At 63.5% G+C, this 13,578-nt stretch carries 11 protein-coding genes; 4 read left to right on the forward strand and 7 right to left on the reverse strand.

Going from position 1 to position 13,578, the window contains the following annotated elements:
• Positions 1 to 12: 12 nt before the first annotated feature.
• The 7 genes from cheB to BBG20_RS11525 form a co-directional block, all read right to left on the reverse strand.
• Positions 13 to 1,023 (reverse strand): chemotaxis response regulator protein-glutamate methylesterase, encoded by a 1,011-nt coding sequence (gene cheB, locus BBG20_RS11495; protein ID WP_065903191.1) that lies wholly within the window; start codon positions 1,021 to 1,023, stop codon positions 13 to 15.
• Positions 1,020 to 3,305, reverse strand: coding sequence for a hybrid sensor histidine kinase/response regulator (locus tag BBG20_RS11500; RefSeq protein ID WP_065903197.1), 2,286 nt, complete (start codon positions 3,303 to 3,305; stop codon positions 1,020 to 1,022). The genes cheB and BBG20_RS11500 overlap by 4 nt, the downstream gene beginning before the upstream one ends.
• The gene (locus BBG20_RS11505) at positions 3,302 to 4,003 is read right to left on the reverse strand and encodes a chemotaxis protein CheW (protein ID WP_065903199.1); all 702 of its coding nucleotides are present in this window, start codon (positions 4,001 to 4,003) and stop codon (positions 3,302 to 3,304) included. Before BBG20_RS11505 ends, BBG20_RS11500 begins: the two co-directional genes overlap by 4 nt.
• Positions 4,000 to 5,262 (reverse strand): CheR family methyltransferase, encoded by a 1,263-nt coding sequence (locus tag BBG20_RS11510; protein ID WP_065903205.1) that lies wholly within the window; start codon positions 5,260 to 5,262, stop codon positions 4,000 to 4,002. Before BBG20_RS11510 ends, BBG20_RS11505 begins: the two co-directional genes overlap by 4 nt.
• Entirely contained in the window at positions 5,259 to 5,771 is a 513-nt protein-coding gene (locus tag BBG20_RS11515) for a chemotaxis protein CheW (protein ID WP_065903208.1), read from the reverse strand. The genes BBG20_RS11510 and BBG20_RS11515 overlap by 4 nt, the downstream gene beginning before the upstream one ends.
• Entirely contained in the window at positions 5,771 to 7,393 is a 1,623-nt protein-coding gene (locus BBG20_RS11520) for a methyl-accepting chemotaxis protein (RefSeq protein WP_065903210.1), read from the reverse strand. Before BBG20_RS11520 ends, BBG20_RS11515 begins: the two co-directional genes overlap by 1 nt.
• A gap of 211 nt (positions 7,394 to 7,604) precedes the next feature.
• On the reverse strand, positions 7,605 to 8,312 hold the full coding sequence (locus tag BBG20_RS11525) for a tellurite resistance TerB family protein (RefSeq protein ID WP_065903211.1): 708 nt from the start codon (positions 8,310 to 8,312) through the stop codon (positions 7,605 to 7,607).
• Between the two features lie 168 nt (positions 8,313 to 8,480).
• Between BBG20_RS11525 and BBG20_RS11530 the strand changes: the two genes are divergently transcribed.
• The 4 genes from BBG20_RS11530 (at position 8,481) to BBG20_RS11545 (ending at position 13,577) form a co-directional block, all read left to right on the forward strand.
• A complete protein-coding gene (locus BBG20_RS11530; protein WP_065903213.1) occupies positions 8,481 to 9,392 on the forward strand; it encodes a LysR family transcriptional regulator in 912 nt (303 codons plus the stop codon).
• A 132-nt stretch (positions 9,393 to 9,524) separates the two neighbouring features.
• Positions 9,525 to 10,982 (forward strand): gamma-aminobutyraldehyde dehydrogenase, encoded by a 1,458-nt coding sequence (locus BBG20_RS11535; protein WP_065903215.1) that lies wholly within the window; start codon positions 9,525 to 9,527, stop codon positions 10,980 to 10,982.
• 201 nt (positions 10,983 to 11,183) lie between these two features.
• Positions 11,184 to 12,335, forward strand: a complete 1,152-nt coding sequence (gene ydcS / locus BBG20_RS11540; protein WP_065903220.1) for a putative ABC transporter substrate-binding protein YdcS — start codon at positions 11,184 to 11,186, stop codon at positions 12,333 to 12,335.
• A gap of 207 nt (positions 12,336 to 12,542) precedes the next feature.
• Positions 12,543 to 13,577, forward strand: coding sequence for an ABC transporter ATP-binding protein (locus BBG20_RS11545; protein WP_065903225.1), 1,035 nt, complete (start codon positions 12,543 to 12,545; stop codon positions 13,575 to 13,577).
• The last annotated feature ends 1 nt before the right edge of the window (position 13,578 follow it).

A 13,578-nucleotide genomic window follows, 5' to 3' on the forward strand; every position in this document is an offset into this window, starting at 1 on the left:
GGGAGGTAGGGCTCATTTCGAAAATACCTCCAGCAATCGGGGCGCAATTCTGTCCAGTGGGCGAATTTCAACAGCAGCGTCAATCGCCGCCGCCGCTTTGGGCATGCCATACACCGCCGAGCTCTGCTGATCCTGGGCGATGGTCAGATATCCTTGTTCTCGCAGTAACTTGAGGCCGTGGGCCCCGTCGCGGCCCATGCCTGTCAGCAGTACGCCGACGGCATCGCCATTCCAGTGGCTGGCCACGCTTTCGAAAAATACGTCGATCGAAGGCCGATAGATCTCGTTAACCGGGTCTGCGGTATAGGCTAGCGTGCCGTTGCGCAATAAACGAATGTGGTGGTTGGTCCCGGCCAGCAGCACCACGCCGGGTTGCGGCGGCTCCCCCTCGCGGGCCAGGCGCACCGGCAGGCTGGAGGCGCTGCTCAGCCACTCGGCCATGCCGGCAGCGAAGACCTGGTCCACATGCTGCACCAGCACAATGGCGGCGGGAAAGTCGCGGGGCAAGCCCTTGAGCAGGATTTCCAGGGCAGCCGGGCCACCCGCCGACGAGCCGATGGCAACCAGGCTCTGGCGTTTGCCGGTGCTGCGCGCAGGTGTGGTTTCGGCGCGCACACGGCTGCCGCGCTGGCCAATCAACCAGCCGATATTGAGGATCTTGCGCAACAGCGGCGCCGCCGCATCCTTGGGGTTGCCGACGCCCAGGGGCGGCGTATCCACGACGTCCAGGGCGCCATGGCCCATGGCTTCGAACACCCGGCTGACGTTGGCCTGGCGGTCGACCGTGACGATCACGATGGCGCACGGGGTCTCGGCCATGATCTGCCGCGTCGCCTCGACACCGTCCATGACCGGCATGATCAGGTCCATCAGGATCAGGTCCGGGGTCAGTTCGGCGCAGCGCTGCACCGCTTCCAGGCCATTGCCGGCGACCCATACCACTTCGTGCGCGGGCTCGAAACTCAAGGCGCGGCGCAAGGCCTCCACCGCCAGGGGCATATCGTTGACGATCGCAATCCTCATGCCCGCGCGCCTCCAATCAGCTCCACCACGGCGTCCAACAAGGCATCGTCATGGAAACTGGCTTTGGCTAAATAATAGTCGGCGCCGGCGTCCAGTCCACGACGTCGGTCTTCTTCACGGTCCTTGTAGGACACCACCATCACCGGCAACGATTGCAGGCGACTGTCACGGCGCAAGAGTGTGACCAATTCAATACCGTCCATGCGAGGCATATCAATATCAGTGATCAACAGGTCAAAGTCTTCGGAGCGCAACGCGTTCCAACCGTCCATGCCATCGACCGCCACGGCCACTTCATAACCACGATTAAGTAACAATTTGCGTTGCAGCTCACGCACGGTGAGCGAATCGTCCACCACCAGCACGCGTTTGCGCGGTGCTTCGGTGGCCTGCTGGCTGCGCCGGGCAATGCGTTCCAGGCGGCCAGTGTTGAGTAGCTTGTCGACCGAGCGCAGCATGTCTTCGACGTCGACGATCAATACCACCGAGCCGTCGTCCAGCAAGGCGCCGGCGGAAATATCCTGGACCTTGCCCAGGCGGTCATCGAGCGGTAACACCACCAGGGTGCGCTCGCCGATGAAGCGTTCCACGGCGATTCCGTACACGGCATCACGTTCGCGGATCACCACCACTTTCAAGGTTTCGTCATTATTCTGCCCCGCCGGGCGCTGCAACAACTGGCTGGCGGCCACCAGGCCGACATGCCGGCCCTCGTGCCAGAAATGCTGGCGGCCTTCCAGTTGCACGATGTCGTCGGGCGCCAGGTCGCACATGCGCTCGATATGGGCCAGCGGGAACGCGTAGGCTTCTTCGCCGACTTCCACCACCAGGCTGCGCACCACCGACAGGGTCAGCGGCACCTCCAGATGGAAACGACTGCCCTGCCCCGCCGTCTGCTCCAGCACCACCGCACCGCGCAATTGGCGGACCATATGCTGCACTGCATCCAGGCCGACACCCCGCCCGGATACTTCGGTGACCTTGTCGCGCAGGCTGAACCCCGGCAGGAACAGGAACGTCAGCAGCTCCTCTTCGCTGAGGCGCTGGGCGGTTTCCAGCGGCGACAGGTGCCGGTCGACGATGGTGCCGCGCAGGCGCTCCAGGTCGACGCCGTTACCGTCATCGCTCAACTCCAGGACCAGCAGGCCGGCCTGGTGAGACGCGCGCAAGCGGATCAGGCCCTCGGCCGGCTTGCCCGCCAGCAGGCGCTGCTCGGGCATTTCGATGCCGTGGTCGACGGCATTGCGCAGCAAATGGGTGAGCGGCGCTTCGAGCTTCTCCAGCACGTCGCGGTCAACCTGGGTCTTTTCGCCCTCGATCTCCAGGCGCACCTGCTTGCCCAGGCTGCGGCCGAGGTCGCGAACCATGCGCACCTGCCCGGCCAATACGTCGGCAAACGGGCGCATGCGGCACGCCAGCGCGGTGTCGTAGAGCACCTGGGCGCGCTGCCCGGCCTGCCAGCCGAACTCGTCCAGCTCGGCATGTTTTTCTGCCAGCAGCGCCTGGGCTTCGCTCAATAGCCGACGGGTATCGGCCAGGGCTTCCTGGGCTTCGAGGTTCAAGTCCACGGTCTTGAGCTGGCCGTCCAGCGTATCCAGGGCCCGCGCGCTCTGGCTTTGAATGCGTTTGAGGCGCTGCAGGCTGGCGAGGTATGGCTTGAGCCGCTGGGTTTCGACCAGGGACTTGCTCGACAAGTCGAGCAGGCTGTTCAAGCGCTCGGCGGTCACGCGCAACACGCGCTCGCCGCCTTCGGTCATGCGTTTGTTCTGGCGCGCAGGCTCGCTGGTGACGGGTGGCGCGGGCTCGGGCTCCGGCGGCAGCTCCTCGACGACGGGCGCCGGGGCCGACTCAGGCGGCGGCGGGGCTGACGGGGCGACCTTGGCGCTCAGTTGCGACGGATCGAGCAGGCGTTCCATCAGCGCCACATACGCCTCGATATCCGCCGGCCCGACGTCATTGCCCGGCGTGGCGATGCGCATCAACAGGTCGGTGCCTTGCAGCAGCGCATCAATGTGTTCGGGTTGCAGGTACAGGCGACCTTCCTGGGCGCTGACCAGGCAATCCTCCATGACATGCGACACGCTGACCCCGGCGTCCACCCCGACAATCCGCGCCGCGCCCTTGAGCGAGTGCGCGGCGCGCATGCAGGCTTCGAGCTGGTCGGCCTGGGTCGGGTTGCGTTCCAGGGCCAGCAGGCCCGCGCTCAATACCTGGGTCTGCGCATCGGCTTCCAGGCTGAACAGCTCCAGCAGCGAGGCATCGCGCATCTGGTCGGGGGTCATGTGAGGCTCCGGGTCACGGCGGACAACAATTGCGCCTCGTCCAGCCAACGCAGGCTGCGGCCTTTCCACTGCAACACACCTTGGGTGAAGCGGCCACTGGCCTGGCTGCCGGGTGCTGACGCAGCCTTCAAGGTGCGCTCATCGATGGCATGGATGCCGTCGACTTCATCCACCGGCACCACCACCGGGCCATCTTGCGCGGCAATGATCAGCATCCGCGGCATGATCCGGCCACCGCTGGCGCCGCTGCCGGTGCTGTCCAGGCCCAGCAGTTCCACCAGCGACAGGCACGCCACCAGCGCGCCGCGTACGTTGGCCACGCCGAGCAAGGCACGGGAACGCTGGTGCGGCAGGGAGTGGATCGGTTGCAACGTGGCCACTTCCACCAGGCAACGGGTGGCGATGCCCAGCCACTCTTCGCCCAGGCGGAATATCAGCAGCGAGCGCGTGACCACCTCGGCGCCATGCTCGACCACTGCCTGTGGCCGACGGTCGTCCTGCTGCAAGGCATAGCGATCCAGCAGGCGTGTGGCGGCTGCCGAGTACACCGAGCAATTGCGGCAATGGATGTGGTCCGCCAGCAGCGGGCAGGATTTGTCACCATGGATGCCGATGCGGTTCCAGCAATCGTCGATGGCTTGCGTGTCAGCCAGGGTCAGGTCCAGGCCGGTGGTGTCGAGCGCGTCGGGGCTACTCATGGTTTGTGCTCACTGTCAGCTCGCTCGCTACGCGCGGCCCGCGCCTGCAGGCGGCGGGCTCCCGCGCTGTCGCCCTGGGACTCAAGCAAGGCGGCCAGGTGCATCAAGGCCTGCGAATGCTGGGGCTCCAGGTACAAGGCTTTTCGATAATAGCCCTGGGCTTCCAGGGCACTGCCGGCCACATCGCTGAGCAGCCCCAGCCAGTAAAACACCTGGGCGGCCGGCGGGTGGTGATTCAAATACTCTTCACAAGCAGCCCGCGCCTCCAGGCTCTTGCCTTCGTTGGCGAGGGTGGCGATGCGGCTGAGCAAGGCGGCGGCATCGGACGGCGCGGCCTTGATCGGTATGACCTGCGCAGTGGCGACAGTACTGAACGGGCGCGGCCTGACCGGAAGCGGCGCCGCGCTGCGCTGCGGGATGGGCGCAGGCAGCGGCACGAACACCGGCGCAGGCTGCTGCGGCTCAGCCTGCCGACTGAAGGCAAACGACTGCGCCGCACCGATCGAACGCATGCCATGGCGCCCCAGCAGGCTGCCCTCGGCGGGGCCGATAAACAGCACGCCGTCGACGTGGGTCAGGCCCTTGAGTACATCGAACACTTGTTTCTGGGTCGCCTGGTCGAAGTAGATCAGCAGGTTGCGGCAGAACACGAAGTCGTAGCTGGCCTCATTCGCCAGCAGCGCCGGGTCGAGCAGGTTGCCGACTTGCAGGCGCACTTGCTCACGCACCCGCTCGGCGATATGGAACCCGTCGCCGTGTTCCACGAAGTGGCGGTCGCGAAAGGCAATGTCGCCCCCGCGAAACGAGTTCTTGCCGTACACCCCGCGCCGGGCACGCTCCACCGACAGCGGGCTGACATCCATGCCTTGCACCTTGAACTGATGCGGTGCGAGGCCCGCGTCCAGCAGCGCCATGGCAATCGAATAGGGTTCTTCGCCAGTGGAACACGGCAGGCTGAGGATACGCAGGGCGCGCATCTGCTTGATCTCGACCAGGCGCGCCTTGGCCAGGCGGGCCAGGGTCACGAAGGATTCGGGGTAACGGAAAAACCAGGTTTCGGGGACGATCACCGCTTCGATCAGCGCCTGCTGCTCGTCATGGGAGCTTTGCAGGTGCTGCCAGTACTCGCCCGCCGTCTGCGCCTGCAAGGCCTGGCTGCGCTGGCGCACGGCACGCTCGATGATGGCTTCGCCCACGGAGGCGACATCGAGACCGATGCGCTCCTTGAGGAAGGCAAAGAAGCGCGGATCGTTGCTCATAGGCTCAGCTCGGCGGAGAACAGCAACGCACGCACCGGCTCGGTGAGCAATTCATTCACGCCGATCCACTGCATCAAGCCCGCGGCGTCTTCACGCACCAGCCCCAGGTACGGCGCCTCGCGGTTGTCCAGGCCATAGGGCTTGAACTCGCTGAGGTCACACCGCAGGGTGTCGGTGGCCTGTTCCAGGATCAGCCCCAGCCAACGGGCTGCAACCCAGGGTTCGGGCTGGTAGTTGACGAGCACCAGCCGCGTGCTGGTCCGCGCCTGGGCCGGCTGACCAAACGTCAGCGCACTGAGGTCGATGACCGGCACCAACGCACCGCGATGGGCAAAGATGCCCGCCACCCACAGCGGCGCATGGGCGATAGGTTTGAGAGGCAGGCGCGGCAGCACCTCGGCCACTTCGGTGGCCCTTAATGCAAAGCGCTCGTCGCCGATGTGAAACACCAGGAACAAAGCCTTTTTCGCTGCCGGGACGGCGCCGCGTTTAGCCGCGAGGTCGCTCATCAGACTTTGAAACGCGACACGCCGCTGCGCAGGCCCACCGCCACCTGGCTCAGCTCATCAATGGCAAAGCTGGCCTGGCGCAGGGATTCCACAGTCTGGCTGCTGGCATCGCCCAGTTGCACCAAGGCGTGATTGATCTGCTCGGCACCGGTGGCCTGGGCCTGCATGCCTTCGTTGACCATCAATACCCGCGGCGCCAGCGCCTGCACCTGGTGGATGATCTGCGACAGCTGCTCGCCCACTTGCTGCACTTCGAACATGCCCCGGCGCACTTCCTCGGAAAACTTGTCCATGCCCATCACCCCCGCCGATACCGCCGACTGGATCTCGCGCACCATCTGCTCGATGTCATAGGTGGCCACGGCCGTCTGGTCCGCCAGGCGGCGCACTTCGGTGGCCACCACGGCAAAACCGCGCCCGTACTCGCCAGCTTTCTCCGCCTCGATGGCGGCGTTGAGCGACAGCAGGTTGGTCTGGTCGGCAACCTTGACGATGGTGACCACCACCTGGTTGATGTTGCCGGCCTTCTCATTGAGGATCGCCAGCTTGGCGTTGACCAGGTCGGCGGCGCCCATTACCGAATGCATGGTTTCTTCCATGCGCGCCAGGCCCTGCTGGCCGGAGCCTGCGGCCACCGAGGCCTGGTCGGCGGCGGTGGAGACTTCAGTCATGGTGCGCACCAGGTCCTTGGACGTCGCGGCGATTTCCCGGGAAGTCGCGCCGATCTCGGTGGTGGTGGCCGCGGTTTCAGTCGCGGTCGCCTGCTGTTGCTTGGACGTTGCGGCAATCTCGGTCACCGAGGTGGTGACCTGCACCGACGAGCGCTGGGCCTGGGACACCAGGGCCGTCAGCTCGGTCATCATGTCGTTGAAGCCGGTTTCGACTGCGCCGAATTCATCCTTGCGCTCCAGGTTCAGGCGCTTGCTCAGGTCGCCGGTACGCATGGTTTCGAGGATGTCGACGATGCGCTGCATCGGCGCCATGATCGCGCGCATCAGCAGCAGGCCACACAGGCCGGCCGCGAGGATGGCGATGATCAGCGAAACGGCCATGCTGATCTTGGCCGACAGCACCGACTCGTCGATGGCCGCCGTGGCACGGTCGGACACGTTCTTGTTTTCCGTGATGATGTCATTGAGCTTCATGCGACCTTCGGTCCAGATCGGCGTCAATTGCTCCTCGAGCAATTGGTTGGCCCCCGGCAGGTCATTGGCTTGCACGCGCTCCAGCACCTGCGCCAGGACTTTGTTGTAGTTGATGTGCGCCGCCTTGAAGTTATCGAACTCCATGCGGTCAGCCTGGCCATGAATGGTTTTTTCGTAGTTGGCCATCTGCAGTTCAATACGCGTCTCGAAGGACTTGTAGTCGTTCTTGTCGGTATTGGTGAAGGTTTTATCCTCGCGCAGGCCAATGATGTCGATGGTCTGCAAATAGCTGTCGACCCAGGCGCTGCGGATCATCGAGCTGAGGTACACCCCTGGCACCGCGTCGTCGCGGACCGCTTCCTGGCTGGCTTCGATCTTCAGCAACCGTGAGTAGGACACCACGACCATCAGCAGCATGATCGCGATAATGACCGCAAAGCTCGCCAAAATCCGTTGGCGCAAGGTCCAGTTCTTCACAGTAATTCCTCGAAGGGCCATTCAAATGGAGGGGAGTATAGCTGAGCAGAAGCCCTCATTAATCAACGGGTTTTGCTGTAGTGATCACAGAATGCAAATGTGGGAGAGGGCCTGCTCGCGAAGGCGCAGGGTCAGTCAATAGATTCGATGACTGACCAGCGCATTCGCGAGCAGGCCCACTCCCACAGTTTGATCGCTTCAGGGCAGGCGTTTATTGCGCCAGCCGCACCTGTTTTTCCAGCTCGATCTTCAAGCCAGGCTCCAGCTTGAGTTGCCGCGCCAGCTCATCGAGGTAGGCCTTCTCCATGAAATTCTCCTCATCCACCAGCATCACGCTGGCGATGTACATCTCCGCGGCCATTTCCGGGGTGCTGGCGGCGCGGGCCACATCGGCCGGGTCCAGGGGTTTGTTCAGTTCAGCGTGCAGCCAGCTGTGCAACTCGCGGTCATCGTCCAGCTTGGTGAATTCGCCTTCGATCAGCGCGCGCTCGCGCTCATCCACATGCCCGTCCGCCTTGGCGGCGGCTACCAGGGCCTTGAGGATGCCCTGGCTGTGTTGCTCGACTTGGGCCGGTGGCAAACGGTCGATGGTTTGCGGTTCGCCTTGAGGTGCGCTGGCCTGGTTTGCCTGCCAGTTGCCATAGGCTTTATAGGCAATGACGCCCAACGCGGCGAGCCCGCCGTAGGTCAGGGCCTTGCCGCCGAACTTGCGGGCTTTCTTGTTCCCCAGCAGCAGGCCCATGGCCCCGGCCGCCAGGGCGCCGCCGCCGGCACCGCCGAGCAGACTGCCAAGGCCACCACCGCCCAGCAGTCCGCCAAGGGCGCCTTTGTCGTCCGGCTTGCGCTGGCCGCCGGCCTTGTTCTGCAACATGTCCTGGCCAGACTTGAGCATTTGATCGAGCAATCCACGGGTATTCATTCGCAGCCTCCAGACACTTGGGTTCGTAGGACCAATAGGCTCCCAGCGTAAAACTAAGTGCCAAAAAGCCCCGATCTAGAGTGCTTCCAGATGTAACGCCACTGCCGTTCGCTTAAATCGATATACACTCGAATAAATCTATAAAAACACCCCACTGGTAATTCCAGCATGATGACCTTGCGTCAAATCCGGCATTTCATCGCCGTGGCCGAGACGGGCTCGATCTCCGCCGCCGCGCAAACCGCGTTCATTTCCCAGTCGACCCTGACCCTGGCCATCCAGCAACTGGAGCAGGAAATCGGCGTCAACCTGTTCAACCGCCACGCCAAGGGCATGACCCTGACCCACCAGGGCCATCAGTTCCTGCGCCAGGCGCACCTGATTCTTGCCACCGTCGACAACGCCAAGCGCAGCCTGCAGCAGAGCACCGACCAGGTTGCCGGCCAGTTGATCATCGGCGTGACCAGCCTGGTTGCCGGGTATTACCTTGCCGACCTGCTGACCCGTTTCCAGCGCGCCTATCCGAATGTGGAAATCCGCGTGATGGAGGATGAACGCCCGTACATCGAGCATTTGCTGGTCAGCGGCGAGATCGATGTGGGAGTGCTGATCCTGTCCAACCTCGAAGACCGCCACGCCCTGCAGACCGAAGTCCTCACCCACTCGCCCCATCGCCTGTGGCTGCCGGCGCAGCACCCGTTGCTGGAGCACGACAGCATCAACCTGGCCGATGTGGCGCGCGAGCCGTTGATTCAACTGAACGTCGACGAAATGGGCCACAACGCCCAACGCCTGTGGACTGCAGCCGCGCTGCAACCACGCGTGACCTTGCGCACCGCTTCCACCGAAGCAGTGCGCAGCCTGGTGGCTGCCGGCCTGGGAGTGTCGATCCAGCCGGACATGACCTACCGGCCCTGGTCCCTGGAAGGCGACATTATTGAAGCGCGGCCGATTGCCGACCTCAGCCAGACCCTCGATGTGGGCCTGGCCTGGCGCCGTGGCACCGCGCGCCCGGCGCTGGTGGACCCGTTCCTGACGGTGGCCCGCGAACAGCCGCATCCGCGCAAGCCATCTATTTAATCGAATGCTGCATTCAGTATTTAGTATTTGTTGACCTCGCGCCCGACCTCTACTCTCAGCTCATCCATAAGAGAAGGTCAGGCGCCTTGTAAGAGAACGCCCATGGCCACACAAGAAAAGAGATCGCGAAAAATGTCCGGCGCGCCCACCCCGCTGCTCACTGCGTTGCTGATCGACGGCGAACTGGTCCAGGGCCAGGGTTTTGTCGAGCCGATCCTCAACCCGGCCACCGGTGAAGTTCTCACCCAGATCGCCGAAGCCAGCACCGAACAGGTCGAAAGCGCCATCCTCGCAGCGCACCGCGCGTTTGCCGGCTGGTCGCGGACCACGCCGCAGCAACGCTCGATCATCCTGCTGGGCATCGCCGACGCTATCGAAAAACAAGCCGACTACCTCGCTCGCCTCGAATCACTCAATTGCGGCAAGCCCCTGCACCTGGCGCGCCAGGATGACTTGAGCGCCACCGTCGATGTGTTCCGCTTCTTCGCCGGGGCCGTGCGCTGCCAGACCGGCCAGCTCAGCGGCGAATACCTGCCGGGCTACACCAGCATGGTGCGCCGTGACCCGATTGGCGTGGTCGCCTCCATTGCGCCGTGGAACTACCCGCTGATGATGGCCGCGTGGAAGATCGCCCCCGCCCTGGCCGCCGGTAATACGCTGGTGTTCAAGCCGTCGGAACATACGCCGCTGTCGATCCTGGCCCTCGCCCCCGTCCTTAAAGAACTGCTGCCGCGCGGGGTCATCAACATTCTGTGTGGCGGCGGCGAAGGCGTCGGCAGCCATTTGGTCAGCCACCCCAAGGTGCGCATGGTGTCGCTGACCGGCGATATCGTCACCGGGCAGAAAATTCTGCAAGCCGCATCGAAAACCCTGAAACGCACGCACCTGGAACTGGGCGGCAAGGCCCCGGTGATCGTCTGCAACGACGCCGACCTGCAAGCCGTGGTCGAAGGCGTGCGTGCCTACGGCTATTACAACGCCGGCCAGGACTGCACCGCGGCCTGCCGCATCTACGCCCAGGCCGGTATCCACGACAAATTGGTCGCCGAGCTTGGCGCGGCCGTCAGCAGCCTGCGCTTTGCCGGCAAGCGTGATGCCGACAACGAACTCGGCCCGCTGATCAGCACGCGCCAGCGTGACCGCGTCGCCAGTTTTGTCGAGCGCGCCCTCGGCCAGCCGCATATCGAGCGGGTCACGGGTGCCGCCGTACATTCCGGTGCCGGCTTCTATTACCAGCCGACACTCCTCGCCGGTTGCAAACAAAACGATGAGATCGTACAGCGCGAAGTCTTCGGCCCGGTGGTCACCGTGACCCGCTTCGATGAACTGGAACAGGCAGTGGACTGGGCCAACGACTCCGAATACGGCCTGGCCTCGTCGGTATGGACGCAGAACCTGGACAAAGCCATGCAGGTGGCGGCGCGCCTGCAATACGGCTGCACCTGGATCAACAGCCATTTCATGCTGGTCAGCGAAATGCCCCACGGCGGCTTGAAGCGCTCGGGGTATGGGAAAGATCTGTCCAGCGATTCGCTTCAGGACTACAGCGTGGTGCGGCACATCATGGCTAGACATGGACATCAGCTATAAGCGGCAAGCTGCAAGCTGCAAGTAAAAGCGGATCTGCGTTTGCGTTTGCGTTTGCTTTTGCTTTTGCTTTTGCTTTTGCTTGCGGCTTGCGGCTTGCAGCTTGCGACTTGCAGCTCAGCCCTTAGAGCTACGCTAAAACAATAATCAACCCGTATACCTGTTTTTACTGCCCCGACCATAATTAAAGAAGAGGGAATCCCCATGTCCGCGCACAAGACCGCACTGCTCAGTGCCCTGACCACCGCGCTGCTGGCCAGCGCCAGCCTTCAGGCCGCCGAACCGCTGAAAGCGGTGGGGGCAGGTGAAGGCCAATTGGATATCGTCGCCTGGCCCGGCTATATCGAACGTGGCGAAAGCGACAAGGCCTACGACTGGGTCACCGGTTTCGAGAAGGAAACCGGTTGCAAGGTCAACGTGAAAACCGCCGCCACCTCTGACGAAATGGTCAGCCTGATGGCCAAGGGCGGTTATGACCTGGTCACCGCATCCGGCGATGCCTCGTTGCGGTTGATCGTCGGCAAGCGTGTGCAGCCGATCAACACGGCGTTGATCCCCAACTGGAAAAACCTCGACCCGCGCCTCAAGGATGCGCCGTGGTACGTGGTCGGCCAGCAAACCTACGGCACCCCGTACCAGTGGGGCCCGAACGTGCTGATGTACAACACCAACGTATTCAAGACCGCGCCCACCAGCTGGAACGTGGTGTTCGATGCGCAGAACCTGCCTGACGGCAAGCCGAACAAAGGCCGCGTGCAAGCCTACGACGGTCCGATCTACATCGCCGATGCGGCGCTGTATCTCAAGTCGACCAAGCCGGAGCTGGGCATCCAGAGCCCTTACGAACTGACCGAAACCCAGTACAAGGCCGTGCTCGAACTGCTGCGCGCCCAGCAGCCGTTGATCCACCGCTACTGGCACGACACCACTGTGCAGATGAGCGACTTCAAGAACGAAGGCGTAGTGGCCTCCAGCGCCTGGCCGTATCAGGTCAACGGCCTGGTCAACGAGAAACAGCCGATCGCCTCGACCATTCCCAAGGAAGGCGCCACCGGCTGGGCCGACACCACCATGCTGCACACCGAGGCCAAGCACCCCAACTGCGCCTACAAGTGGATGGACTGGTCGCTGCAGCCGAAGGTCCAGGGCGATGTCGCGGCCTGGTTCGGCTCGCTGCCGGCGGTGCCTGCGGCGTGTAAAGAGAGCGAGCTGCTCGGCGCCGAAGGCTGCAAGACCAACGGGTTCGACCAGTTCGAAAAGATCGCTTTCTGGAAAACCCCGCAGGCTGAAGGCGGCAAGTTCGTGCCGTACAGCCGCTGGACCCAGGATTACATCGCGATCATGGGCGGGCGCTAAGCCCTCCCAGGCGACACCGGCCCCATGTGGGAGCGGGCTTGCTCGCGAAAGCGGACTTTCAGTTGATTCATCGGTGACTGACACACCGCATTCGCGAGCAAGCCCGCTCCCACATTTCGACCGAGTCGCCCTCAACACCGTGTTAATTTTTTCAGAAGTCCAGGCCGGGCCGCTGCGACGACCCGCGCCTTTTTGGAGCACCGCACCATGACGCTTGCAGTCCAATTCACCCACGTTTCCCGTCAGTTCGGCGAAGTGAAAGCCGTTGACCGGGTTTCCATCGATATCCAGGACGGCGAGTTCTTTTCCATGCTCGGCCCTTCCGGCTCAGGCAAGACCACATGCCTGCGCCTGATCGCCGGGTTCGAGCAGCCGAGCGCAGGCTCGATCCGCATTCATGGCGAGGAAGCCGCCGGCTTGCCGCCGTATCAGCGTGACGTCAACACCGTGTTCCAGGATTACGCGCTGTTCCCGCATATGAATGTGCGCGACAACGTCGCCTACGGCCTCAAGGTCAAGGGCGTCGGCAAGGCCGAGCGCCTCAACCGCGCCGAAGAAGCCCTGGGCATGGTCGCCCTCGGCGGCTACGGCGACCGCAAGCCGGTGCAACTCTCCGGCGGCCAGCGCCAACGGGTGGCACTGGCCCGCGCACTGGTCAATCGCCCGCGTGTGCTGCTGCTCGATGAGCCGCTCGGCGCCCTCGACCTCAAGCTGCGCGAGCAGATGCAAAGCGAGTTGAAGAAGCTGCAACGCCAACTCGGCATCACCTTTATCTTCGTGACGCACGATCAGACCGAAGCGCTGTCGATGTCCGACCGGGTGGCGGTGTTCAACAAGGGCCGCATCGAACAGGTCGACACCCCGCGCAACCTGTACATGAAGCCGGCCACGTCGTTCGTCGCCGAATTCGTTGGCACCTCCAATGTGCTTCGCGGCGAGCTGGCCCAACGCCTCAGCGGCACCCCGCAGCCGTTCTCGATCCGCCCGGAACACGTGCGCTTTGCCGAAGGCCCGCTGGGCGTCGGTGAGGTCGAAATCAGCGGCCTGCTGCACGACATCCAGTACCAGGGCAGCGCCACCCGCTATGAACTGAAACTGGAAAACGGCCAGGCGCTGAACATCAGCCAGGCGAACAACCAATGGCTGGATATCAGCAGCGGCCACCAGGTCGGCCAGACCGTCACCGCGCGCTGGGCGCGGGAAGCCATGACCCCGCTGACCGACATCGCAGGCGAGGTGTGAG

Source organism: Pseudomonas aylmerensis (assembly GCF_001702265.1).
In the GTDB taxonomy this organism is placed as follows: Bacteria; Pseudomonadota; Gammaproteobacteria; order Pseudomonadales; family Pseudomonadaceae; genus Aquipseudomonas; species Aquipseudomonas aylmerensis.

Excerpts from the sequence above, each read along its gene's own strand:
- cheB (WP_065903191.1), bottom strand. The coding sequence starts at position 1,023 with ATGAGGATTGCGATCGTCAACGATATGCCCCTGGCGGTGGAGGCCTTG.
- BBG20_RS11500 (WP_065903197.1), bottom strand. The coding sequence starts at position 3,305 with ATGACCCCCGACCAGATGCGCGATGCCTCGCTGCTGGAGCTGTTCAGC.
- BBG20_RS11505 (WP_065903199.1), bottom strand. The coding sequence starts at position 4,003 with ATGAGTAGCCCCGACGCGCTCGACACCACCGGCCTGGACCTGACCCTG.
- BBG20_RS11510 (WP_065903205.1), bottom strand. The coding sequence starts at position 5,262 with ATGAGCAACGATCCGCGCTTCTTTGCCTTCCTCAAGGAGCGCATCGGT.
- BBG20_RS11515 (WP_065903208.1), bottom strand. The coding sequence starts at position 5,771 with ATGAGCGACCTCGCGGCTAAACGCGGCGCCGTCCCGGCAGCGAAAAAG.
- BBG20_RS11525 (WP_065903211.1), bottom strand. The coding sequence starts at position 8,312 with ATGAATACCCGTGGATTGCTCGATCAAATGCTCAAGTCTGGCCAGGAC.
- BBG20_RS11530 (WP_065903213.1), top strand. The coding sequence starts at position 8,481 with ATGATGACCTTGCGTCAAATCCGGCATTTCATCGCCGTGGCCGAGACG.
- BBG20_RS11535 (WP_065903215.1), top strand. The coding sequence starts at position 9,525 with ATGTCCGGCGCGCCCACCCCGCTGCTCACTGCGTTGCTGATCGACGGC.
- ydcS (WP_065903220.1), top strand. The coding sequence starts at position 11,184 with ATGTCCGCGCACAAGACCGCACTGCTCAGTGCCCTGACCACCGCGCTG.
- BBG20_RS11545 (WP_065903225.1), top strand. The coding sequence starts at position 12,543 with ATGACGCTTGCAGTCCAATTCACCCACGTTTCCCGTCAGTTCGGCGAA.